The organism is Paenibacillus sp. OV219, from assembly GCF_900110075.1.
Lineage (GTDB): Bacteria > Bacillota > Bacilli > Paenibacillales > Paenibacillaceae > Paenibacillus_Z.
Window position 1 is genome coordinate 42,119 of sequence record NZ_FOCJ01000007.1, and the last position, 23,861, is coordinate 65,979.

The 23,861-nt window shown below is 52.2% G+C and carries 16 protein-coding genes; 13 read left to right on the forward strand and 3 right to left on the reverse strand.

Features of this window, described 5'->3' with window-relative positions:
* Positions 1 to 175: 175 nt before the first annotated feature.
* The 4 genes from BMY11_RS17940 to BMY11_RS17955 all read left to right on the forward strand — a co-directional run bounded on the left by BMY11_RS17940 (position 176) and on the right by BMY11_RS17955 (position 6,073).
* Entirely contained in the window at positions 176 to 1,261 is a 1,086-nt protein-coding gene (locus BMY11_RS17940) for a Gfo/Idh/MocA family protein (RefSeq protein WP_090579113.1), read from the forward strand.
* Between the two features lie 16 nt (positions 1,262 to 1,277).
* Positions 1,278 to 3,767: a GH116 family glycosyl hydrolase gene (locus tag BMY11_RS17945; RefSeq protein ID WP_177182698.1), complete on the forward strand. Its 2,490-nt coding sequence runs from the start codon at positions 1,278 to 1,280 to the stop codon at positions 3,765 to 3,767.
* 49 nt (positions 3,768 to 3,816) lie between these two features.
* On the forward strand, positions 3,817 to 4,806 hold the full coding sequence (locus BMY11_RS17950; RefSeq protein ID WP_143069298.1) for a phytanoyl-CoA dioxygenase family protein: 990 nt from the start codon (positions 3,817 to 3,819) through the stop codon (positions 4,804 to 4,806).
* Positions 4,807 to 4,978: 172 nt separating this feature from the next.
* The gene (locus BMY11_RS17955; RefSeq protein WP_090579119.1) at positions 4,979 to 6,073 is read left to right on the forward strand and encodes an AbrB family transcriptional regulator; all 1,095 of its coding nucleotides are present in this window, start codon (positions 4,979 to 4,981) and stop codon (positions 6,071 to 6,073) included.
* 328 nt (positions 6,074 to 6,401) lie between these two features.
* Here the strand turns inward: BMY11_RS17955 and BMY11_RS17960 are convergent, their stop codons facing one another.
* Positions 6,402 to 6,629 (reverse strand): hypothetical protein, encoded by a 228-nt coding sequence (locus tag BMY11_RS17960; protein WP_090579122.1) that lies wholly within the window; start codon positions 6,627 to 6,629, stop codon positions 6,402 to 6,404.
* 11 nt (positions 6,630 to 6,640) lie between these two features.
* On the reverse strand, positions 6,641 to 7,702 hold the full coding sequence (locus BMY11_RS17965) for a LacI family DNA-binding transcriptional regulator (RefSeq protein WP_177182699.1): 1,062 nt from the start codon (positions 7,700 to 7,702) through the stop codon (positions 6,641 to 6,643).
* A gap of 364 nt (positions 7,703 to 8,066) precedes the next feature.
* On the opposite strand from BMY11_RS17965, the gene BMY11_RS17970 reads away from it, so the two are divergent.
* The 9 genes from BMY11_RS17970 (at position 8,067) to BMY11_RS18010 (ending at position 22,759) form a co-directional block, all read left to right on the forward strand.
* Positions 8,067 to 10,421, forward strand: coding sequence for a cadherin-like beta sandwich domain-containing protein (locus BMY11_RS17970; RefSeq protein ID WP_256217649.1), 2,355 nt, complete (start codon positions 8,067 to 8,069; stop codon positions 10,419 to 10,421).
* A gap of 246 nt (positions 10,422 to 10,667) precedes the next feature.
* A complete protein-coding gene (locus tag BMY11_RS17975) occupies positions 10,668 to 12,401 on the forward strand; it encodes a sensor histidine kinase (protein ID WP_090579131.1) in 1,734 nt (577 codons plus the stop codon).
* 12 nt (positions 12,402 to 12,413) lie between these two features.
* On the forward strand, positions 12,414 to 13,187 hold the full coding sequence (locus BMY11_RS17980; protein ID WP_090579133.1) for a response regulator transcription factor: 774 nt from the start codon (positions 12,414 to 12,416) through the stop codon (positions 13,185 to 13,187).
* A 196-nt stretch (positions 13,188 to 13,383) separates the two neighbouring features.
* Entirely contained in the window at positions 13,384 to 15,141 is a 1,758-nt protein-coding gene (locus tag BMY11_RS17985; RefSeq protein ID WP_090579136.1) for a type 2 periplasmic-binding domain-containing protein, read from the forward strand.
* 88 nt (positions 15,142 to 15,229) lie between these two features.
* Positions 15,230 to 16,138 carry an ABC transporter permease gene (locus BMY11_RS17990; RefSeq protein ID WP_256217623.1) on the forward strand — a complete coding sequence of 303 codons (909 nt, stop codon included), beginning with the start codon at positions 15,230 to 15,232 and terminating at the stop codon, positions 16,136 to 16,138.
* A 17-nt stretch (positions 16,139 to 16,155) separates the two neighbouring features.
* Entirely contained in the window at positions 16,156 to 17,040 is an 885-nt protein-coding gene (locus BMY11_RS17995; protein ID WP_090579139.1) for a carbohydrate ABC transporter permease, read from the forward strand.
* A gap of 217 nt (positions 17,041 to 17,257) precedes the next feature.
* Positions 17,258 to 19,099: a PAS domain-containing sensor histidine kinase gene (locus tag BMY11_RS18000; RefSeq protein ID WP_090579142.1), complete on the forward strand. Its 1,842-nt coding sequence runs from the start codon at positions 17,258 to 17,260 to the stop codon at positions 19,097 to 19,099.
* 81 nt (positions 19,100 to 19,180) lie between these two features.
* A complete protein-coding gene (locus BMY11_RS18005) occupies positions 19,181 to 21,193 on the forward strand; it encodes a glutaminase family protein (RefSeq protein ID WP_371262870.1) in 2,013 nt (670 codons plus the stop codon).
* Positions 21,194 to 21,373: 180 nt separating this feature from the next.
* Positions 21,374 to 22,759 carry an MATE family efflux transporter gene (locus BMY11_RS18010; RefSeq protein WP_090579145.1) on the forward strand — a complete coding sequence of 462 codons (1,386 nt, stop codon included), beginning with the start codon at positions 21,374 to 21,376 and terminating at the stop codon, positions 22,757 to 22,759.
* Between the two features lie 674 nt (positions 22,760 to 23,433).
* Here BMY11_RS18010 and BMY11_RS18015 read toward each other — a convergent pair.
* Positions 23,434 to 23,820 carry a VOC family protein gene (locus BMY11_RS18015; RefSeq protein WP_090579147.1) on the reverse strand — a complete coding sequence of 129 codons (387 nt, stop codon included), beginning with the start codon at positions 23,818 to 23,820 and terminating at the stop codon, positions 23,434 to 23,436.
* Between the last annotated feature and the right edge of the window lie 41 nt (positions 23,821 to 23,861).

Consider the following 23,861-nt stretch of genomic DNA (forward strand, 5'->3'; position numbering starts at 1 on the left):
TGTAAACTTACGTGGTGAAATAGTAACCCAATTGTCGAATAAAATGTAGTGTTTACAGAGTAATAGCCGAGTACTATAATCAAAATTATGAAAGTGTTTATTAAACGACTTTACATTTTTTATTTTTGTAAACTAAATACCAATTACATCTCAAGGGAAGAGGTGCTTCTTGTTCATGAGCGGACGCGTGCTTAATGTTGGACTGATTGGTCTTGGCGAGGTTGCCCAGGTCATCCATTTGCCGGTGCTTCAATCAATGCCGGAGCAATACCGAATTGCAGCAATATGCGATATTTCACCGAAGCTGGTGGCGCATATCGGCGGCCAGTATGGAGTAGACAAGCTGTATACCGATATGAGGGAGCTTGTTAGGCAAGAGGATCTTGATGTTGTGTTTGTGCTTAATAGCGATGAATATCATGCGGAATGCGCAATTGAAGCTGCTAATCAGGGGAAGCATGTGCTGATCGAGAAGCCTATGTGCCTCACGTTTGCTGAAGCGGAATCGATTATTGAGGCGAGGGATCGGAATGGCGTCCATGTGATGATCGGCTACATGCGCCGTTACGCGGCGTCGTTCGTTCAAGCTGTGCAAGAGATCGGTGGCTTAGACAACATTACATACGCAAGAGTGCGCGATATTATCGGGCAAAATCATTTCTTTATCCGCCCGACGAGCCGCACGGTTATGTTCGACGATATTCCTGAGGAAGCGAAGGCGGATCGCAAGGAGAGAGCGGAGCGACTTGCCCGTGAGGCGACGGGGCTTGAACCGGATTCTCCGTTGTTCAGCTTCTACAGGCTGCTGGCTGGTCTTGGCAGCCATGACCTATCGGCGATGCGCGAGGCAATCGGTATGCCGAAGGCTTGTCTTGGAGCGAAGCTGTCGGTTCATAAGGACAGTATTTTCTTAAATGCGATTCTCGATTATGGTACCTTCTCGGTTACGTATGAGACAGGAATGGATCAGCAAGGGCGATTCGATGCGCATGTGGAAGTGTATGCAAGCCGCAAGACGGTGAAGGTGCAGTATGACACGCCGTATATTCGCCATTTGCCGACGAAGCTGCACATTTATGAGACAGAAGGCGAAGCCTACACGGAATCGGTCATCCGTCCGACGCTCACCGATCCGTATACGCTGGAGATGAAGCATCTGTACGATGTCATTACAAACGATCATGCGCCGAAGACGACGCCTGAGGATGCGCGTGAGGATCTGTATATTTTCCAAATGATTATGAATGCGCTTAAATCCTGAGGAAGCGGGTGAGTCTGTGAGTCAGCGATATAACGGTGTATATGCCGGTGAGCGCAATGCCCATATTGCGTTTCCGCTAGGCGGTATTGGTGCAGGGATGCTCTGCTTGGAGGGTACGGGAGCGCTGTCGCATTTTGCGATGCATCACCGACCGAATAACTTGAATGAGCCGATGGTGTTCTCTGCTCTAAGCGTGAAGACTCCTGGTGGGGACGTTGTTGCAAGAGTGCTGGAAGGGCAGGTTCCGCGGCGCAAAATATCCGGGAGCAAGGTGAAGGACTATGAGCCGGGGCCGGGGAGCGGGCTGTATGGCAAGCATTACGGACTGCCTCGGTTTGCGGAGAGCAGCTTCGAGGGGCGATTCCCTTTCGGAACGGTGAGCCTGCAGGATGAGAAGATGCCGGTTGCGGTGTCCATTACGGGCTGGAGCCCGTTCATTCCTCTGAATGCGAACGATTCCAGCTTGCCTGCGGCGGGCTTGGAATTCACCTTCGAGAATAAGACTTGTGAATCGCTTGAGCTTGTTTATTCGTTCCATGCAGCGAACTTCATGAGCAGCTGGAACATGGAGGGACGCCGTGTGCTAGGAGCCGAGGGAGAGGCGAATGGCTTCGTACTAGACCAGCCGGCGCTTGCGGATGAGCCTTGGAAGCAGGGTGCATTCAGTGCGGTTACCGATAACCCTCGGGCCAAAGTAGATTGTGCTTGGTTCAGAGGCGGCTGGTTCGACTCGGTGACGATGATCTGGAACAAGTTGGCGGCAGGTGAGTTGTGCGAGCATCCGCCAGTGAAGGAAGGGGCGCCAAGCCCTGGCGCAAGTCTCTATGTGCCTCTGGAGCTGCTGCCGTACGAACGACAAACCGTGAGGGTCATGCTGTCCTGGTACGTGCCGGAATCGAACCTGAATGCAGGTATTCCCGTCGCAGTGACGGAGCGGGAGGGTGTTGACTCCACTGCTGGAGTTGGCGTTGGCAGTTCTTCGGTCGGCTACTATAAGCCTTGGTATGCAGGAAGGTTTGCAAATATTACAGAAGTGGCTGGCTATTGGTCACAGCAATACTCTCGATTGCGCGCGGAAAGTGAAGCCTTCACAGACAGCTTCTTCGGCACCTCGTTGCCGCCGGAGCTTGCAGAAGCAGCTGCTGCGAACTTGTCGATATTAAAGTCGCCAACGGTGCTCAGGCAAGTAGACGGCAGGTTCTGGGCGTGGGAAGGCAGTGAGGATCTGCAAGGCAGCTGCCACGGCACATGTACGCATGTATGGAATTACGCGCAGGCGCTGTCGCATTTGTTCCCTGAGCTGGAGCGCACCATTCGCGATACGGAGTTTGAGGAAGGCCAGGATGCAGCGGGCCATCAGAATTTCCGTGTGCCACTGCCGATTCAGCCGGCTGATCACGATTTCCATGCCGCAGCCGACGGGCAGCTTGGTGGCATTATGAAAGTATATCGGGAATGGCGGATTAGCGGTGATACGGCATGGCTGCAGGTGATCTGGCCGAAGGTGAAGCAAAGCCTTCACTACTGCATCGAGACTTGGGACCCTGATAAGACTGGCGTGCTCTCTGAGCCGCATCACAATACGTATGACATTGAGTTCTGGGGACCGGATGGCATGTGCTCGTCCATTTATCTCGGTGCGCTGAAGGCAGCTGCCCGTATCGCGGAGGCTTGCGGGGAAGACGCCGATCAGTACGAGGAGATTTATAAGCGTGGACGTTTCTTTGTGGAGCAGGAGCTGTTTAACGGGGAGTATTTTGAACAGCGAATCGTGTGGGAGGGGCTGCACGCTCCTTCGCCGCTTGAGACGAAGGATGCGTGGAACGTCAATTACTCCGCTGAAGCGCGAGCGCTACTTGAGGAAGAGGGGCCGAAATATCAGTATGGCAAAGGCTGCTTGTCCGACGGAGTCATCGGCGCTTGGCTTGCGGAAATGTGCGGCCTCGGCGACATTCTCGACCAGTCGAAGGTGAGGAGCCATCTGCTCAGCGTCTATAACTATAACTTGAAGCGTGACCTGACGGAGCATGCCAATCCGCAGCGGCCTGGTTTTGCGCTTGGCGCTGAAGGCGGTCTGCTGCTCTGCACATGGCCGAAGGGCGGCAAGCTGTCGCTGCCGTTCGTATACAGCGATGAGGTATGGACGGGGATTGAATATCAGGTGGCCTCCCATCTGATGGCGCTTGGCAGCGTGCAGGAAGGGCTTGATATCGTGCGTACCTGCCGTGCACGCTATGACGGGCGAACGCGCAACCCGTTCAATGAATATGAATGCGGCCATTGGTATGCACGAGCGATGGCGTCATACGGGCTCATTCAAGGCTGGGGCGGCGTACGCTATGACGCCACTGAGCGGAAGCTCTATGTATCACCGCGGATCGCTGGGGATTACAGCGTATTCCTGAGCACGGCTAACGGCTATGGGCATGCTGGTGTGCGGGATGGAGCGCCTTTTGTAGATGTGAAAGCAGGGCAGATTACCGTTGATCATGTGGAATTCGTGTAACTAACCTTGTAGCAGATAGAGCGGCTTGAGGTGGCAGGATGCTATTATAATGGCTAATTATTTTACGAATCGAGGAGTGTCTGGCATGTCGAAGGTGTTGACTGAAGCGCAAGTGCAGCATTTTAAAGAAAAAGGCTGGGTCAAGGTTGAAGGTGCCTATCCGCGTGAAGAGGCGCTGAAGGTGCAGGATTTTCTATGGGGAGAGCTCGCGAAGCGGGGCATTCACAAGGAGGATAAAAGCAGCTGGACGGAGCCGGTTGTTCGGCTTGGCAATTATGTAGATCCGATTATGGATGGACTGAACTCCGAGCGTCTAACCGGTGCGATTGAAGATTTGCTTGGGGAAGGGCGCTGGCAGGAAGGGAAGATGATGCAGGGCGCTATGTGGGGCGGTTACATCATCAACTTTGGACCGGAGATTCCGGGCGGGTGGCATTACGACGGCAGTCATTTCCGTCATTACTTAGATAGCTGGGAGCAAGGGCTGCTGCTGGTCTGCCTGTTCTCGAGTGTGAAAAAAGGCGGCTCGGGCACGCTTGTTGCGGAAGGCTCGCACCATATTGTGTCAAAGGTGCTGGCACAGCATCCAGAAGGCATGGGACTGGGCGAGGCGCTGCGCGAGTGTGGGAAGCATCCTTGGCTGTCGGAGCTGATCGGCAAGAAGCAGTCAGCCTCGGACGATATTTATGCTGATTCTCCGGAGCAGGACAAGCGGGAGCAGGAGAAGCTGTCGAAGAAGGAGCATTTGGCGAAGTTTATGGACAACACGTACGAGGATCCGGAAGGTTACTCCTTGCGCGTTGTTGAGACGACGGGAGAGCCAGGGGATCTGGTACTCTGCCACCCGTTCTTGTATCACGCTCCGTCTGCGAACGAGCTTGGCATACCGCGTTTTATGTGCAACCGCGTCGCGCCGACGCATGAGCGGATGAATTTCAATCGGGAGAATCCGGCGGATTATTCGGTTGTCGAGCAGATGATTCGTGAGGCGCTTGGTTTGAAGGACGGAGAGCGCTGCGAGTGGGCTAGAGTAGAGTAGAAGCGTGTAGTTTGTGATTAGATAAGTGCATAGATAAGTGCATAGATAAGTGCATAGACGATCGTCCGGCAATTGCCTTCTGCATGGGGGCATCCGGGCGATTTTTGTTTTATTGGCACAGTCGTAGTATTGTTAGTTGATATTGATCTACGTAAGAAGGTGTTAGTTGAAAATGGGGAAGACACTTATAACTGCGCTGCTCGGCGGCGCGCTGTTTATGCTGCTGCATGCGCCGATCCCTTGGCTGATTGGGCCAATGCTTGCTGTCTTGATCGGTTCGAAGGTTTTTGGCCGAACATCTGCTTACAGGTGGCCCTCCTCCGTTCGGAATGCGGGAATGATTACCGTCGGCTATACGATTGGGCTCGCCATGACCGCTACGGCGCTTGCAGAGATGTCCCATCAGCTGTTATCGATGGTACTTATGATTGTTCTGCTGTTGTTGTTTTGCGCAGGTATGGCGTTCGCTGTTGCCAAGCTCTCAGGTACGGACTTCAAGACCGCGCTGCTCGGCAGTGTGCCCGGAGGGCTGACACAGGTGTTGGCGCTGGCGGAGGAGACAAAAGGCGTTAATGTCACCATCGTCACGGTCACGCAGGTCATTCGGCTGATGATGATCATTGTGTGTATTCCGATTATCGTGTTCAGTCCGCTCATCGGAGGGACACATGACACGGGTGGGACTGTGGGTGTGGCTGTGGCTGTGGAACAACTGCACCATGCAGTCGCGACTTGGAGCGGGCTGTTCCCTGGTATGCTGTGGTTCGCGCCGGTTGCGATAGGCTGTGCGCTGCTCGGCAGCCGGGTCAACTTCCCAACGGCGTACCTGCTCGGTCCGGCGATTGGGACCGCTGTGCTGCAGTTGCTGTGCGGCTTGGAAGGTCCGGCGCTTCCGGCATTGTTCATTGATGCGGCGCAGCTCATGATCGGCGCCTATGTGGGGCTGCTCCTGAAGCCGGAGCAGCTGGAAAATAAGCTGCGGACGATCTCGCTCGCGGTAGGCAGCGGACTGCTGCTTATCGTCGGTGCTTGGGGATTCAGCTTGCTGCTGACAAAGCTGTACCCGATCTGGCTGCCAACGGCGCTGCTCAGCCTGGCGCCGGGCGGAATGGACCAGATGGGCATCATCGCGCATGAGATTGATGCCGACTTGTCCATGGTCGCTGGTTACCAGCTGTTCCGGATGTTCTTTATCTTCTTCGCAGTTCCACCGCTGCTGCGGCTGCTGTTTCGTCGCTCGCTTAAGCGTAGTTCCAGCAAGGGCTAGCAAGGTGGGACGGATGGGGAGCGTCGGCACGTGGAGCTGACCCTGCCCGACTAAGCCGAATCGACGATACTCGATTCGGGCTTTTTTGTTTATAAGTGGAAAAATCCACTTATTCGTGGCGATTAAGGGCTACGACGGCTTAGTAAGTGGAAATATCCAGTTATTTGGAGTGGAATAGGAGGTTTGAGCCCATTTCGGCTAAAATAAGTGTAGAAATACACTTATTTATCGGTGTACGCCGCAAACTGGACGATTTAAGTGGATATTTCCACTTATACCTGTGAAAGGTCGTATCTGCGCGATTCGAAATGGACTTGCGGATGAGTGTTTAAATACTGATGAAGTCCAGCAAACCAGCTACATTCGCCGATTCCCCCGGAATTCCACCAAAGAGGTCCAGCAAACCAGCTACATTCGCCGATTCCCCCGGAATTCCACCAAAGAGGTCCACCGAACCAGCTACATTCGCCGATTCCACCTTATTGCAGCAGCTGCGCTCCGCGCCAAGCCTCCCCCAAAACAAAAAACAGCTGCGCAGCGCAATTCGCGCCTGCACAGCCGTTCTATTTATCCCCTCACAGCGGCCATCGTGCTTTCGCCGAATACCACTTTCGTCGCGAGGCGAATCGTCTCGTAAGCGCGGTCCGGCTTGCTCAACCGTTGCAGCAGTTGCTCCGTCGCCCGCAAGCCGAGCTGGTGCTCATCGTGCGCCACCGTCGTTAGCGTGTAGCCGAGGAACTCCGCCTCCTCAATCTGGTCAAACCCGGAGACGGCGAGGTCGCCGGGGATGGACTTGCCGATCTCTCCGGCATACTTAATGACGTTAAGCGCAATCTTATCGTTGACGCAGACGAATGCGTCAGGCAGCTCATTCATCTCTTTCAGCGAGCGTGCGAAACCTTCATAGTTCTGGAAGCCATCCGCGCTTGCCGATGTGATGCAATAGGCCGGGTTCATGGGCAGTCCTGCATCAAAATGCGCCCGCTGGAAGCCGAACCAGCGCTCCATGAAGCTGCGGCAGGAGCTAATATCTCCAATAAAGCCGAGCTTCTGGTGGCCTGCTGCAATAAGCTGGCTCGTAATCTGGTAGATGCTGTCCTCATTCTCCATGAATACAACGTCTGTCTCCAAGCCAGAGAGCGGCAGCTCAGGATTAATGTTAATAAATACTTTCGGAATCGGGAGCTGGAGCAGTTTCTCGGTGTAAGGCTTGTCCATGCTGCCTGCAACGATAAAGCCGGCAATATCGCCGCTTGTCAGTACGGCGGGAAGCATAAGTGCGTCGATATCTTCGTTCTTCACGAAGCTAATCTTCATCTCGTAGCCGTTGCCACTCGTAATTTCCTCGACTCCGCTCATCACATTCATCCAAAAGCCCGTGCCGTGATACAGCTGATGCTTTGTAAGATAAGCGATGCTCTGTGTTTTGCCAGAAGAGGTGCCATCGGACTGTGACTGTGAAGCAACGATCTGTTTCACCTTCTTATAGCCCATCGCAATCGCCTGTTCGATAACACGCTGCTTCGTTTCATTTGTAATGCTTGGATGGTCGTTAAGCGCCTTGGAGACGGTGTTTCGGGAAAGGCCGAGACTTAACGAAATATCGTGGGTCGTCACCTTTTTGCTCAAGCGTATCAATCCTTTAGTCATAGAGTCCTTGGTTCAATTGTAGAATAGTGCATCAGTTTGTCAATAAACAAAATCTTAATTTTGTAACATTACAAAATTAAGAGAAAATTAAACAAAAGTCTTATTTACAGAAAGGTTACAGGTACATTATAATCTGATTTGACGGAAAATATTACATAATTACGACAAGTGTAAGGTATTTATGTTACAAACCACTCGACAAAAGGAGGGTATTAAGTAAACGATCTGCTGTGCGTATGGTATGCTGTCACAGCTGTGACTAGAAATGAGATGAAGAAGCGTCATTATTTCGCTATTTATGTAAGCGCTTAAATACAAAGATGAGGTGAACAAGAACGTGAATATGAATAGAACTCGCCGATTGGCCGCACTGTTTCTCATTATGAGCATGATTGCGGCAATGCTCGCTATACCTGCAAGTGCAAATGCGACTACCGACACAGCCTTATTCAATTTCGAAAATGGCTCGCAAAGCTTTACAGGTACAGGTGGAGCAGCGCTCTCCGCCAGCAGTGAACAAGCATACGCAGGCGCGCAATCACTGAAGATGAGTGTGAACGTCACAGGGGCTTCGACAAGCCCATTCGCGAAGCTGAGCAATCCTGCCGGACTTGCGGCAGGCAGTACGTATGAGTTTCATATTTGGGTGCCGAGCGGCGCTAATATCGCGGGCATTCAGCCTTATATGATGGACAAGAACTGGTCCTGGACGGGAGCGCTCGTCTCTTACAGCAGCTTGACGAAGGATAGCTGGAATACGCTCACGCTCACGATTCCGGCTGCCGCGCTTAATCCGTTTAACGAGCTTGGCGTTCAGTTGCAGACAAGCGGCGACTTTAACGGCAGCATCTACATCGATAGCATTGGCCTTGTCGGCGGCGCTCCTGTCGAAACGCCCAGCCCGGCAAGCCTTAGCGATCTTCGCGTGAACGGGGTGACCGTAGCCGGCTTCTCGGACAAGAATCTCTCCTACATCGCGCATGTTCCGAACGCCACAACATCAGCGGCAATCACAGCTGCAACAACGGACTCTGCAGCGACAGCGGTAGTTAGCGGCGGCAGCAATCTGGCGGTCGGCGAGAATGAAGTGTCCGTGCTCGTCACGGCGAAGGATCTTACGACCAAGACGTACACCATTAAGCTGATCCGCGATCTCCCAGGCGGTGGCAGCAATCATATTAACGTACAAGGCACGAAGTTCTACGCGGGCCATGAACCGATCTGGTTCAACGGGGCGAACACGCCTTGGGATAACTGGAATGATTTTGGCGGCGACTTCGATTTCAGCTTCTGGGATACGCATTTCCAGCAGCTCCATGACAATGGCGTCAATGCGACACGCGTCTGGATTACGAGCAACGGCGAGGTTGGTATTGATATTGATGAATCCGGCCATGTGTCCGGCGCAACAGCGGCGCATTGGAACGATCTCGACAGCTTGTTCTACCTGGCGCAGAAGCACGGCGTCTACATTATGGCAACGCTGATGTCGTTTGACCATATGAAGGACTCGCATCCGAACTATAACAGCTGGCGCAACATGCTGATGAACGACGCGAACATCGACTCGTACGTGACGAATTACGTCATTCCTTTTACAAACCGCTATAAAGATAATCCTTATCTGTGGTCGATTGACTTCATGAACGAGCCGGATTGGGTGTTTGAAGAGAGTAAGCTCCCATGGGAACAACTGCAGAAGCTGTTCGCGAAGATGAATGTTGCCGTTCATGGGAACAGTCATGTGCTGACAACTGTCGGTATCGCGATGGTGAAATACAACAGTGGCACATGTACGGAAGGCTGCCAAGGCAACAAAGTCGGTGATACGGAGCTGATGGGGGCAGTTGGAGGCAATGCGCTTGCGAAGCTGGACTTCTGGGCGCCGCACTATTACGACTGGATGGGTCAGTATTGGGGCGTTCCGATGTATGTGACGCCAGAGCAGTTCGGTCTGAGTGCGGATCGTCCGGCTGTCATTGGCGAGACGGCAGCTCTTGGCACGACAGGGCATAAGCTGGAGCAGGATTATTTCAGCGCATATGCGAATGGCTGGCAGGGCATGATGCCTTGGACCTCCAACGGCGTTGACTGGCTTGGTGATTTGACGAAAGTTGGACCTGCGGCGAGCAGCTTCTACAGCCAGCACCAGGCGCTCGTATTCCCGCCGATCCACTCGAACGATGCATCTTTAAGCGATTTGCAAATCGACGGAGTAACAGTCGCGGGCTTCTCAGCGGGTACAACCAGCTACAGCGTTGAAGTACCGATCAAGACGAAGGAAGTGACGGTTACGGCAACGGCTACTGACGCGAAGTCAACGGTAACGGTTGTCGGCGGCGCAAAGCTGAAGAAAATTCCGAATACGGTGACCGTTCTTGTTACCGCAGAGGACGGCACGCAGCGCACGTATACGCTGACGGTTAACCGAGTTAAATCGAATGTGGCTTCGCTTAGCGACTTGCAGGTGAACGGCGTTCAGGTAACTGGATTTAATCCAAATGTCCTCGCCTATTCGATTCAATTACCGAGCGAGGCGACATCGGTTTCTGTGACGGCGACAGCGCTTGATGCACAGGCCAAAGTTCATATTAACAACGTGAAGAAGCTGAAGGCTGGGGCGAATACAATTACGGTACGCGTGAAGGCGGAAGACGGCACAGAGCTAACGTATAGCATAATTGTAACTCGGGGCTAATTCCGCTTATCGTTACTCGCGGCTAAGCCGCCGCATCATCGTAACGCGCAGCTAAAGCTGCTTCATCAGCAGAACGAAGGCTGGTCCGAAGGTCTTAATTGACCGCCGGGCCGGCCTTCAATAGTCCTAGGCAAGCCGGAATGGATTGACGCGAAGCAGGTCGATTACGTAAAATGATGAAAAATCATTACAGAACTGTAAATTTTTATACAGTTTTGGCTCATGCTTCCGTGAGGGGGACAACTCGTGCTACCCAAATCATCGTACTCGCTTAAGAGCAGAGCCTATTTCTTCCTCGTGCTCAGTTCGATTATTCCTCTTGCCCTAATCGGCTATATCTCCTATATTTCTATCATTTCCTTACTAAACAACAATATTGATGACGGTATCCGCAGCAATATGAAGCAGATTCAGATCAGCACTAGCAATGTGTTCACCAATCTGGAGGATTCGGCACTGCAGCTGGCGATGTATAACGGCAGAGTGGCCGACGATATTGAGACGTATATCGATACGGATGATATTTTGACCAAGTACGAGAAGAAGAAGGCCGTTATTGAGAGCATCTCGCTCATCAACGCCGCGAAGCCGGATATAGGACTCATCTTCTTCTATCACGCGGGCATGCATCAAGTCATGTTCGAGAATCAGAGTGTGCAGGAAGGGTTCCGCTTATCGAACCTCCCGACGCTTGCCCATGGCATTAACGCCACGTTCTTCGGGCCGCATCAGACGATGAAATCAACCAAGGACAGCGTGGTGTTCTCGGTCGCACGCAAAGTGAATCTCATTGAGGGTGCCGATCTCTACGTTTATATGGAGACAAGTATTAAATTGTTTGAGGATTTGCTTAAATCTCAGCAGTACAAGCTCGCGGTAACTTCCATTATGCTTAATTCACAGGGCAAAGTAATGTACAGCCAGGGGCAGAAGGATTTTCCACTCGGCTCCTACATTGATGTCAGTAAGTTGGATGATAAGGGCAAATCCGACTCGATAAAGAAAGGCTACTATATCTTCGCAGAGCAAGGCGAGCAAGGCTGGTACATTCTGTCGGCGGTCGAGAAGAAAGCGTACAGTTCGGATGTGCGCAAGTGGATGGGCAAGTTCGCGCTACTGGCAGTACTGTCGATTGCGATCAGTTTATTGTTGGGTCTATCCATCTGGCGAGTCGTATACAGGCCGCTGCGTACGATTCACCGCGAGATTACTCTGTTATCCCATAACAAGTTCAACTCCGAATTGAAAAGGACGGGCATCACGGAGTTCGACAGCCTGCTCGTACAATTTCATGTGATGAAGGACAAAATCTCCGATCTGTTCAAGGAGCTTGAGGAGAAGGAGCGCAAGAAACGGGCTGTCGAGGTGGAGAAGCTGCTTCACCAGATTAACCCGCACTTCCTGCACAATACGCTCAATACGGTGCAGTGGCTGGCTCGGATGAACGGGCAGGACGAGATTGACCGGCTTGTTGCGCTATTTACAAGAGTGCTGCATTACAACCTCGGCAAGGAAGGCGGCATCGTCTCCTTAAACGAGGAAACGGAGGCGCTTCAGAACTACGTCGATTTGCAGCGTATCCGGTATGCGTACCATTTTGACGTGCAGATCAAGGTCGATCCGGAGCTTGGCGATGTTGCGGTACCGCGCTTTATTATGCAGCCGATTGTGGAGAATGCGATCTACCATGGGCTGAAGGATGAGAGCGGTTATATCCAGATCAGCGCGTATGAAGAAGCTGGCAAGCTGATTATCACGGTCCAAGACAATGGCGCAGGCATGACGGAACAGGAGATCGGGCGGCTGCTTGAGCCGCAGGCGGACGCGCATAAGAAAGTCGGTATGGGCATTGGCCTTAGCTACGTCCGGGATATGCTTGAAGTCAATTACGGAAGCGCTGCTTCAATGGAGATTAAGGGTGAGAAGGATCAGGGAACGACCTTCAAGCTCACGCTTCCGATAAGCCGCAGCATGATCTAAGGGGGAGTCGCGATGATGAAGACATTAATTGTGGATGACGAAATTTTTGTACGAAAAGGGCTCATCTCTGTACTGCCATGGCAGAAATTCGGCTTCAAAATCGTAGGAGAAGCGAGCGGCGGCGAGAAGGCGCTTGAGTTTCTAGCGAACAATCGTGTCGATATTGTTTTTATGGATTTAACGATGCCAGGCATGTCTGGCTTTGAATTGATGAAGGCGACGCGGGATGCTTACCCGGACCTCAAGGTGGTCGTGCTGACTTGCCATCAGGATTTCAACTATATCCAGGATGCCATGCGCCTTGGCGCGATTGATTATATTGTGAAGACACAGCTCGAGAAAGAGACACTCGATGATGTGCTCGAACGGATCTCCGCTCGTATTCGGCATGACAGCAAGGAGCGCGGCGGCTTCGTTTCGGCTCCGACCTTTATGAATGAGCAGGGTAAGCGCTACTCGGACGAGGTTGTTGCTAGCATTAACAATGCGATTCAGTACTTGAATGATCATTTGTTTGACGGCATTAATCAAGAGGAAGTGGCCAAAGCGGTCAATATGAGCCGAGGCTACTTCAGCGTCTGCTTCAAGGACATTACGGGAACACAGTTCAGTGATTATCTAAGAGGGCTCAAGCTGAGCAATGCGGAGGCGCTGCTGCGCAAGACGGCGAAGCCAATCTATGTCATTGCCGACCAGTTGGGCTTCCAGGATGAGAAGTATTTCAGCAAGCTGTTTCGGGAGCATAACGGCATAACGCCGTCGGAATATCGGGAGCGGAATCGGTAAATTCACACGCATTCGTAAACGCTTTCATACACAAGAGAAACTTTTCATCAGTTAGTAGGAATGTTGTCATGTAAACGCCTACAATTGATTACTAAACTCCCATTAGAAGAGGAAGATCGTCTATCCCGCGATCTTCCTCATTTCACTTAATATAGAGACAAGCAAGTCATACTACTCAAGTCTTAGGGGGATTCAAGTGAAAAAGAAATTAAAAGCAGTAGCATCTGTATCACTGGTCACCGCACTTATGTTAACAAGTGCAGCTTGCGGCAATTCGAACAACGGGGGCAATACAAAAGACGGCAATGCTGCAGAAGGCAACGCACAAACGACAAATGCGAGCGCGAACAACAGCGGCAATGCAAACAGCACGAACGACAAGGCGGCGAATACGGCCGCGCCTGCTGAGAAGCCAGATCCGTTTGGCAAAATGTCAGAGATGGTCGAGTTCACGACAGGGATCTCGCTCTCTGCAGAAACAAAACCACCTGCAGGGGAAAGCTTCGAGAACAACGATGTAGAGAAGTGGTTCGAGCAGAATTTGAACGTGAAGCCGAAGATGGCATGGTCGACAAGCGACCAGAACTTCGCCTTCGAGCAGAAGATCAGCCTCTTGATCGCGGCGAACAACATTCCAGATGTCCTGTCCATAAGCGTGGACCCGAATGGACTTAGCATCCTGAAGAAGCTTATCAAGGCAGACATGATCGAAGATTTGACGCAAGTGTATAACGATTACGGTTCCCAGAACTTGAAGGACAGCATCGCGCTTGGCGGACCAGATGCGCTGAAGTCAGTTTCCTCGGATGGCAAGCTGTATGCGATTCCTTCGATTGCCGACGTTGAGACAGCTATTCCGGTTATCTGGACGCGGAAAGATTGGCTGGACCAAGTGGGCCTCCCAGAGCCGCAAACGCTGGATGATGTAGAGACAACATTGAAAGCATTCAAGGATAAATTCGGTGCTGGCGCGCTTCCGTCGCAACAGAACATTTTCGGAGCAGATACAGCTTCCTTCGATTTCGTGTTCGGCGCGTATAACTCGTATCCGGGGCAATGGATTAGAACAGCAGATAGCAGCGTTGGCTATGGCTCCGTACAGCCTGAGATGAAGGGCGCGTTGGAGCGTCTTGCGAAGTGGTACAAAGACGGTCTGGTTGCGAAAGATTTCATTATGAACGACAGCAACAAAGCGGTAGAAGCGATTGCGAAGGGCAGAGCCGGCGTGTTCGAAGGAGCATGGTGGGCAACATGGTACCCGCTGCCGGATTCGGTGAAGAACGATCATAATGCGAATTGGCAAGCGACTGTACTTAAAGGTGTTGACGGCATCGCGCATGCGAAGGGCTATGGCGCCGTGAGATCGTTCGTTGTCGTGAAGAAGGGCTTCAAGCATCCGGAAGCGATTATGAAGATGCTGAACTATGCACAAGAAGCGAACACGAAGAAGCTGGACTGGTACAACAAGCTGACGATCGACGAAGGCGCGAAGTACTTGAATGCGAAGATGCCTTTGCTGCCTGCAAGTGTCAGCGCGAAAGATCCGCATGAAATTACGGTTCGCTACAAAGCGATCATGGACGTTGTAAACGGCAAGGCGAAGATGGAAGATACAGATCCAGAGACGAAAGTACAAGCGACTTCGATTCTGAACTACAACAAGGCAGCGGACAAATTCGCGGATATGGGATTGTGGAGCCTTGCGAACCAGTTCGCGATCGGTGCGGCTGGCCTTGTGAAGAATCCGGTTCAGCAGACGCTTCCGGCATTTATCGGTTCGACCGATCTGATGCAGAAGAAGAAAGCATCACTTGACGATCTGGAGAAGAAGACTTTCCTCGAGATCATTACTGGTAAGAAGTCTATTGATGATTTCGACAAATTCGTAGAGCTGTGGAACAACATGGGCGGTAAAGATATTACGGCAGAAGTTAACGATATCGTAGGCAAATAAGGATAACGGATCACAAAACAAGTGCTGAGCCTGCTGCAAGGCTTGAGCGACTCAGCATTTGTTTGATTCGAACTGGGGTGAACTTATATTGAAAGCTAACGGCAGAGTGCGCAACAAGGAAGCGATTCACTATCACTTTATGCTCTTCCCAAGTATCGTTATTTTGGCTATTTTCAGCATTTATCCTACGCTCGGTTCGATTATGGCTTTCAAATACTTTGATCCGATTGCAGGCATCTGGGGCTCTCCATGGGCGGGACTCGATCATTTCAAAATGCTGTTTCAAATACCGGAGTTCAAACAAATTACGATTAATACCATTACCATCTCGGTCGTTAAGATCATTCTGAATGTCTCGTGCGCACTGGCATTCGCCCTGCTGCTGCATGAAATTAAGAAAAAATGGTTTAAGAAGACTGTTCAGACGATCGTTTATTTGCCCTTCTTCCTTTCCTGGGTCATTATGGCCGGTATTTTCAAAGATTTCTTCTCCATCGACGGCATGATTAACGGTATCGTTCATAAGCTGAACGGCAGCGAACCGACTATGTTCTTCAGCAGCAACACCTGGTTCATGATTATCATCTATTTGACGGATGTATGGAAAGGCTTCGGGTTTAACGCTATCGTGTTTCTGGCGGCTCTGACGAGCATCAATCCGAACTTATATGAAGCAGCCGATGTAGACGGAGCTTCACGATGGGCCAAGCTGGTGAATATTACGCTGCCGAGCATAAAAGGTACGGTAGTGCTCATTCTCATATTAAGTCTTCAAGGGATTCTGAGCGGCGGCTTCGATCAAATCTTCAATTTGTACAATCCGCTTGTGTATCAGGTCGCTGATATTTACGACACGTATATTTATCGCATGGGCTTCCAGAGCAATCAATACGAGTTCGCTACTGCGGTTGGATTGTTCCGCTCGGCTGTGGCATTCATCTTCATTCTTGTCTCGCAATGGCTGGCAGAGAAGTATGGCGAATATAAGGTGTTCTAGATGACGGGGTGAAATTGATGGGGATTCGATTAACAAAAAGTGATATCATAACCAACACGATTATTTATAGTATTCTTACGATGCTAGCCTTAATGACGCTCGTTCCGCTGCTGAACATCCTGTCGATTTCATTTAGCAACAGCGCCAAGGCGACGGCAGGGCTTGTAACGGTTTACCCGCTTGGATTTAGCTGGACCACGTACACGACAATCTTTAAGGATCATGCGATTCTGACAGCGGTTGGCGTATCGGTGCAACGCGTCGTGCTTGCGCTCGTTATCGATATGGTGCTTGTCATCCTGGCGTCGTATCCATTGTCCAGAAGCAGCAAAGCGTTCCGTTCTCGGGGCATTTACATGTGGATCGTCATCGGTACAATGTTGTTTGGTCCAAGTCTAGTGCCGATGTTCTTTACGGTGAAGGATACGCACATGCTCGGCACAATCTGGGCGCTTGTCATTCCAGGCGCGGTCGGTCAGTTCAATATCATTCTCATGATGAACTACTTCCGCAACATTCCGTCTGAGCTGGAGGAATCGGCGAGCATCGATGGAGCGGGGCCATGGCGTCGTCTGCTGCAAATCTATGTACCGCTCTCCTTGCCGATTATGGCAACCATTGCACTCTTTATTGTCGTCGGCAACTGGAACGCTTATTTTGACGGCTTGATCTATTCCATCAATACGGACGACTACCCGCTGCAAACGTATATTCAGCAGCTTGTCGTCAATTACGATACGACGATCCGCGATGTGGATCAGGTTCGCAGCTTGCTAGCGGTCTCCAACCGCAGCCTTACGGCAGCGAAGCTCGTCATTACGATGATCCCAATACTGGTCGTATACCCGTTCATGCAGAAGTACTTCATTAGCGGTATTATGCTTGGTTCGGTGAAAGAATAGGGTTAGCCACCCTGCAAGCGGGCGATCGGAGGATTAAACCAAAGAATTAAATACGCTGTACGGGAGAAGAGCTGTATGTGAGGGTAGGTAACTACTCTTCCTGCAGCTCTTTTCATTCATTAAGCAGCTTGCAAGGTGTAAGAAAATCCAACCTACTAGCTTGGTTTATGATATAAAAGAACTATATCTCATACAGAACCATTATGTTGGAGGAATCATGTCGCATAACCACCAAATGCCCGTAACGGATCGATATCCCGCTTATAAGTCATTGTTTGATCATCATCCCGAAGCGATTTTATCTTTTGATTTGGAAGGTAGGCTTCTCGAATCCAATCATTCGGCACAGCGGAGGCTTGGATACGAGGCAAGCGAGCTTGCCGAATTGAGTCTGGATCGCTTGGCTGCCCCGGATTACAGGGAGCGAAGCAAGCAGGCGTTCGAGGACTCGGCAAACGGATCACAATACGAGTGCGAAATGGTCGTTTTGCATAAACGGGGACTACGTCTTGTGATGACATTAACGAGCTTCCCTATCATCATCAACGATGCAATTACTGGTGTTTATACGGTGCTGCGTGAGAGGGAGTCGAGTGATGGGGCTACTCTGGATGAGCAGCTTTCGAAAGCGCAGTTGAAATTCTTCTTTGCGAATGTCGATGATGCCTGCCTCGTACTGGATACGGAGCTGCATATTATTAAAATAAACAAAGCGTTCGAGTCCATATTCGGCTGGTCGGAAGAAGAAGTGCTCGGCATGCGGTTGCCGACAATTGTTGACCTGCAGCAGCAGGAGGTTGAACGTATTCGCAGCCTAGTGCTTGCCTCTCGGCAGGCGTATTGCTACGAAGCATTCCGAACCCGCAAGGACGGCAGCCTCGTCGAGATCGCCGTCTCCGCTGCCCCACTGCTCGGCAGTAATGGGGAGCCTGTCGCTATTGCATTGATAATGAAGGATATAGCTGAGCGTAAGAAGATGATCGAAGATCTGCGTGAAAGCGAGAAGCGACTGCGCGAGGTAATGAACGCCATGCCGGATCTCGTCAGCTATAAGGACGGGGAAGGTAGGTGGGTAGAAGCGAACCAGCATACGCTCATCATGTTTAAGTTAGAATCCATTCCTTACAAAGGGCTGACCAATAAGGAGTTGGCGGAGCAAAGCGGGCATTACGAAGAGATTCTCGCTAAAAGCCACGATTATGACGAGCAAGTTTGGGAGGTGGGTCATGCCATCCGTCAGCAGAATGGGCTTCCGGATACGCCGTACGGTGATCGTATATACGATATTATGAAGGTGCCGATCTTCCACGCGGACGGCAGGCGCAATGGTCTGCTGACGATAGGGCGCGATATCACAGAACTGAAGCAGACGGAGGAGTTACTCCGGACGACGGATAAACTCGCCGTAGTCGGTCAGCTTGCAGCAGGAATTGCCCACGAAATTCGTAACCCGCTAACGACGATAAAAGGGTTTATTAGCCTTCTAAACAAGCAGACGACCGACAAGAATGGCTGGTACCTCGATGTGATGCGCAGCGAGATTGAGCAGATGGAGTGGATTACGAACCAGTTCATGTCTGTCGCGAAGCCACAGTCGATGTCCTACAAGATGCACCGGATCGAGCTTGTACTGGCACAGGTAGCTTCGCTGCTCTATCCGCTCGCGCTGATGAATAATGTACAAATTCACCTGGAGACGGAGCCGGACATTCCAGAGGTGGAATGCGATGAGAATCAGCTTATCCAAGTATTCATTAACGTGATGAAGAATGCAATTGAAGCGATGAGCACCGGCGGCCAGATTAAAATTAATATAAGGCGAAGAGAAGAGAAGCATGTCTCCATTCGTGTCACCGACCACGGCTGCGGCATTCCATCGGAGCGCATCGCGCGGCTTGGCGAACCGTTCTATAGCATGAAGGAGAAAGGGACGGGCCTTGGCCTCATGATCTGCTACAAAATCGTGAAGGAGCATGGCGGGCAGATCAGCATCGAAAGTGAGCTCGGTCAGGGTACGACGGTTGATGTTGCCCTGCCGTTCACGCGCACAGCACGCTGATCTCTGCATTGACATCCTCGTATATACGATTTAATCTATATGTATTATAAAAAATATATATTAGATCGAGAGGATGTCCCAATGATGCAAGCTATTCGTCCTTCTTCCGTTCCTCTAGTTACAGTTGATCCTTATTTCAGCGTCTGGTCGGCGGCTGATCGCCTGACTGACGATTATACGCGCCACTGGACCGGCCAGCGCCATGCGATGACCGGCTTAGTACGTATCGATGGGGCAGTTTGGCGCTTCGCCGGCAAAGTGGAGCCGAGAGCGGACCGGTACTATACGGAGCCGCCTGCGCTTGCGCAGACCGGATTAACTGTGACGCCGCTTAGCACGGTGTACACGTTTGAAGCAGCAGGAGTAGCGATGTCGGTTCACTTCTTGACGCCGCTGCTGCTAGAGGATCTTGACGTCCTGTCGCGCCCAGCTTCGTATGTCTCCTTCGAAGTGAAGGCGACAGACGGACGCGAGCATGAGGTTAGTGTGTATTACGACGTGACGGGCGAATGGTGCGTCGATCTTCCGAAGCAAGCAGTGCTCTGCGAAGCGGTTGGCGGCGATGAGCTGCTAGCGCTACGCATGAGCCATGAGCAGCAGGACTATATGAACCGTTCGGGCGATGACCATCGCATCGATTGGGGTCATTTCTATCTGGCGGCGAAGCGCTCGGAGCCTGCCCGAATCTACGCGGGCACAGACGATCTGCGCAAGCGCTTCGTCCGTGGCGAGCAGCTGAAGGGCGAGCCAGTCGATGTGTCGGCAGCACGGGTGGTGGCGGATGCCAGCCCTGTGATGGCAGTTGTCTTCGACAGCGGCAGCGTCGGCGCGTCTCCTGTCAGCCATCTGGCTGTTCTTGCATACGATGACGTCTATGCCGTCGAGTATTTCGGCGATAAGCTGCAAGCGTATTGGCGCCGGAACGGTCAAGGCGCGGAAGAGATGCTCGCGGATGCCTTTGCGGAGTTTGATTCACTGCGCGAGCGCTGTGCGGCATTCGACCGGCAGCTGCTTGAAGATGGCACGAAGGCAGGCGGCGAACGCTATGCCGATCTGCTCGCTTTATCGTACCGGCAGTCCATCGCCGCGCATAAGCTCGTAACGGATACGGAAGGACAGCTGTTGTTCCTGTCCAAGGAATGTTACAGCAATGGCTGCATGGCGACGGTCGATGTCAGCTACCCGTCCATTCCGCTCTACCTGCTGTACAATCCAGCGCTCGTAGAGGGCATGATCCGTCCGATTCTGAAATATTCGTTGACCGATGCATGGCCGTTCGAGTTCGCGCCGCATGATATCGGCCAATATCCGATTGGCAACGGTCAAGTGTACAGCGATAACTCGCGAGATGGGCAAATGCCGGTCGAGGAATGCGGCAATATGCTCATCATGGCTGCTGCTGCATGTCTGGCTGGCGCAAACCGCCAATATATCTTCGACCATATCGAGCTGCTTGGCGAGTGGGCGTCATATCTGCTGGAGTACGGTCTCGATCCAGAGAACCAGCTGTGCACGGATGACTTTGCCGGTCATCTTGCCCGCAATGCGAACCTGTCCGTGAAAGCGATTATGGGCGTTGCGAGCTATTCGATTCTGAAGCAGCTGCAAGGCGAAGCAGAAGAAGCGGCTCGTTACCGCAGCGCAGCGCAAGATATGGCGGTTAAGTGGAACGAGCTCGCAGCAGATGGCGAACATACGAAGCTTGCTTTTGGCCAAGAAGGTACATGGAGCCTCAAATATAACTTGATCTGGGATGTGCTCTTCGGTACAGAGCTGTTCGACCGTGATATGATTCGCCGGGAAGTGGCTTGGTATGTGAAGCAAAGCAACAAGTACGGCACGCCGCTCGATAGCCGCGCGACGTATACGAAGTCGGACTGGCTCGTATGGTCGGCTGCGCTCGCGGAGCAAGACAGTGATTTCACTTCGCTGATCGAGCCAATCTGGCATATGCTGAATGACACGCCGGACCGTGTTCCGTTCTCGGATTGGACGGATACATTAACGACGAGACAGTTGAACTTCCAGCATCGCAGCGTTGTGGGCGGGATCTTCATGAAGGTGCTGAAGGACAAAGGCATCATGAAAGTATAGGTAACTTTCATAAAGAGGCGGCGTAAATGGACCATATACGCCGTCTTTCTTCATGTTTCAGCGCAGGCAGCAGGTGATACTTCCATTAGACAGACAGCCTAGGCAGGTGGGATAATAGCGGGAGTGAAATCATAAAGAGAGATAGATACGGGTGAATGGGATAGGAGAGCGAATCGTAAAATGAGTAGGGGAGAGCAACAATTAGGGGCACAGCAGCCCTCTTGGAAGAAGCTTACGCTGTTTGCGCTGGCATGGCCGATTCTGGTCGATACCGTCCTGCGGATGATGCTGGGCACGGCGGACGTCTTTATGTTAAGCCGTATTTCCGATGAAGTGGCCGGTGCGGTCGGGCTTGCGAATGAAATGATCATGTTCTGCGCGATGATGTTCGGGTTTGTTGCCGTCGGCACAAGCGTTGCGGTGACGCAATATCTGGGAGCCGGGCAGAAGGAAACGGCGAGCCGCATATCTGCGCAGGCGATTACGATGGTGTTTATTTTTGGCGTTGTGATCAGCGTGGTGCTCTTCTGCTTCAGCAAGCAGGGCCTTGAGCTGATGAACCTTGATCCAGCGCAGGTGGCGATTGCGAACAAGTACCTGAGGCTGATCGGCGGATTTATATGGATTGAGGCGCTCTCTTATGCCATCGCGTCGATCATTCGGGCGAACGGCAATACGAGAGGCGTTATGTATGTCACGCTCGGCATCAATTTGCTGCACGTTGCAGGCAACTATCTGCTCATCTTCGGTCACTTCGGCTTTCCGGAATGGGGCGTTACAGGTGCAGCGGTATCAACGATTACAAGTCGGTTGATCGGCGTACTGGTGCTGCTCGTGCTACTGTACCGAACGGTACCGAGCAAGATTCGGCTGAAGGATTACTTCCGTTTCGACAAGCAGTATGCGTCCAAAATATTAGGTATCGGCTTGCCGTCCGCAGGCGAGCATCTCGCATGGCAGTCGCAGCTGATGATGATTATGGTCTTTATTAACATGATCGGTCAGCAAGCGTTGAGCGCGCATGTGTACGTATGGAACATTTCGGCGTATTTCATGGCGATGTCGATGGCAATCGGCATGGCAACGGAGATTATCGTCGGTCATATGGTCGGGGCGGGCGAGAAGAGAGCGGCGTTCTTCCGGCTGCTGCGAAGCTTGAAGCTCAGCATTGCGTTAACGGCAGGCTTGGTGACGGTCGCTGCGTTATTCCGCTATCAGCTCCTCGGTTTGTTTACTGAGGATCCGAAGGTCATTGCAATCGGCGCTAGCATTCTTCTTCTGTCGATCGTTCTGGAGCCGGGACGTGTCTTCAACATCGTCGTCATTAACTCGCTCCGCGCAGCTGGCGACGCGAAGTTCCCGGTCCTCATGGGCATCTGTTCCATGTGGGGGATCTGCGTGCCACTCGCTTACTACCTGGGCATTCATCAGGATATGGGGCTGATCGGGGTCTGGATCGCTTTTGCCGTCGATGAATGGGTGAGGGGGCTGCTCATGCTCGCTCGTTGGAAGAGTGGCGTCTGGGCGCGCAAGTCGCTCGTCAGCCACGAGCATATGACCGTTTAAATGAGATGAAGCAAGCTATAGTCGGCATGACCGGGGCGACCCGCAACTCACAGATGTGACTTGCGGGTCGCTTTTTTTTTTTGGTTGAGAGTCGGAGTTTCCAACTCTCAGAGTTGATGACGAAGCTGAGAGACCACATAGGTTCTCTCAGCGCGAAAACCCGGCGCTTCGCTCGCTGAGAGAGCAAATACGCTCTCTCACGCTCGGAAAACGCCGAAACCTGGCTCGTTCCGAGTCTGAGTGACCGCATACGATCTCTCAGCGCGAAAACTCGGCGCTTCGCTCGCTGAGAGAGCAAATACGCTCTCTCGCGCTCGGAAAACGCCGAAACCTGGCTCGTTCCGAGTCTGAGAGACCACATAGGTTCTCTCAGCGCAAAAACCCCGGTGCTTCGCCCGCTGAGAGAGCAAATACGCTCTCTCACGCTCCGAGATCACCGCCCCCGGCTCGTACGCTCTCTCACGCTCCGAGATCACCGCCCCCGGCTCGTACGCTCTCTCGCGCGCGGAGATCGCTGCCCCCCGGCTCGTACGCTCTCTCTCGCTCCGAGATCGCCGCCCCCGGCTCGTACGCTCTCACACGCTCGGAGATCGCCGCCCCCCGGTTCGTACGCTCTCACACTCTCCGAGATCGCCGCCCCCAGTTCGTATGCTCTCTCGCGTCACGCGATTCCATTACGCATTCGGCTGCCAAACCTTCAGCTTGTTGCCGTCAAGGTCATAGCAGTCAAATTCTCTAAACCAACGATGTACGACCATCTCCTCGGCGCGAATGCCGTTCTCGCGGGCATGGTCATAAAGGCCGTCAATATCGTCTGTTCGAAAACAGACGACAGGCATCTCATAGCTTTCTCCGCTCTCGAGCCATTGATTCGTCTTGAAAGTTAGAGCCGTGCGGTCCGTTCGTTCACGCAAGAAAACCTCCTGTTTCCCTGCGAGCAAGTAATCCTCTTTGCGCTCTAGCCCAAGGTGCAGCGCGTACCACTCTTCCGCTTGCTTCCTGTCTGAAACAGGGATGTAGACACCGTCAATTCCAATCAACGCGGGCTGCTTCTTAACCATCCATTACACCGCCTCTGTAAAAATTGTCGAAAATAGACATT

Excerpts from the sequence above, each read along its gene's own strand:
- BMY11_RS18015 (WP_090579147.1), bottom strand. The coding sequence starts at position 23,820 with ATGGTTAAGAAGCAGCCCGCGTTGATTGGAATTGACGGTGTCTACATC.
- BMY11_RS18010 (WP_090579145.1), top strand. The coding sequence starts at position 21,374 with ATGAGTAGGGGAGAGCAACAATTAGGGGCACAGCAGCCCTCTTGGAAG.
- BMY11_RS17995 (WP_090579139.1), top strand. The coding sequence starts at position 16,156 with ATGGGGATTCGATTAACAAAAAGTGATATCATAACCAACACGATTATT.
- BMY11_RS17940 (WP_090579113.1), top strand. The coding sequence starts at position 176 with ATGAGCGGACGCGTGCTTAATGTTGGACTGATTGGTCTTGGCGAGGTT.
- BMY11_RS17980 (WP_090579133.1), top strand. The coding sequence starts at position 12,414 with ATGATGAAGACATTAATTGTGGATGACGAAATTTTTGTACGAAAAGGG.
- BMY11_RS18000 (WP_090579142.1), top strand. The coding sequence starts at position 17,258 with ATGTCGCATAACCACCAAATGCCCGTAACGGATCGATATCCCGCTTAT.
- BMY11_RS18005 (WP_371262870.1), top strand. The coding sequence starts at position 19,181 with ATGATGCAAGCTATTCGTCCTTCTTCCGTTCCTCTAGTTACAGTTGAT.
- BMY11_RS17970 (WP_256217649.1), top strand. The coding sequence starts at position 8,067 with ATGAATAGAACTCGCCGATTGGCCGCACTGTTTCTCATTATGAGCATG.
- BMY11_RS17955 (WP_090579119.1), top strand. The coding sequence starts at position 4,979 with ATGGGGAAGACACTTATAACTGCGCTGCTCGGCGGCGCGCTGTTTATG.
- BMY11_RS17950 (WP_143069298.1), top strand. The coding sequence starts at position 3,817 with ATGGCTAATTATTTTACGAATCGAGGAGTGTCTGGCATGTCGAAGGTG.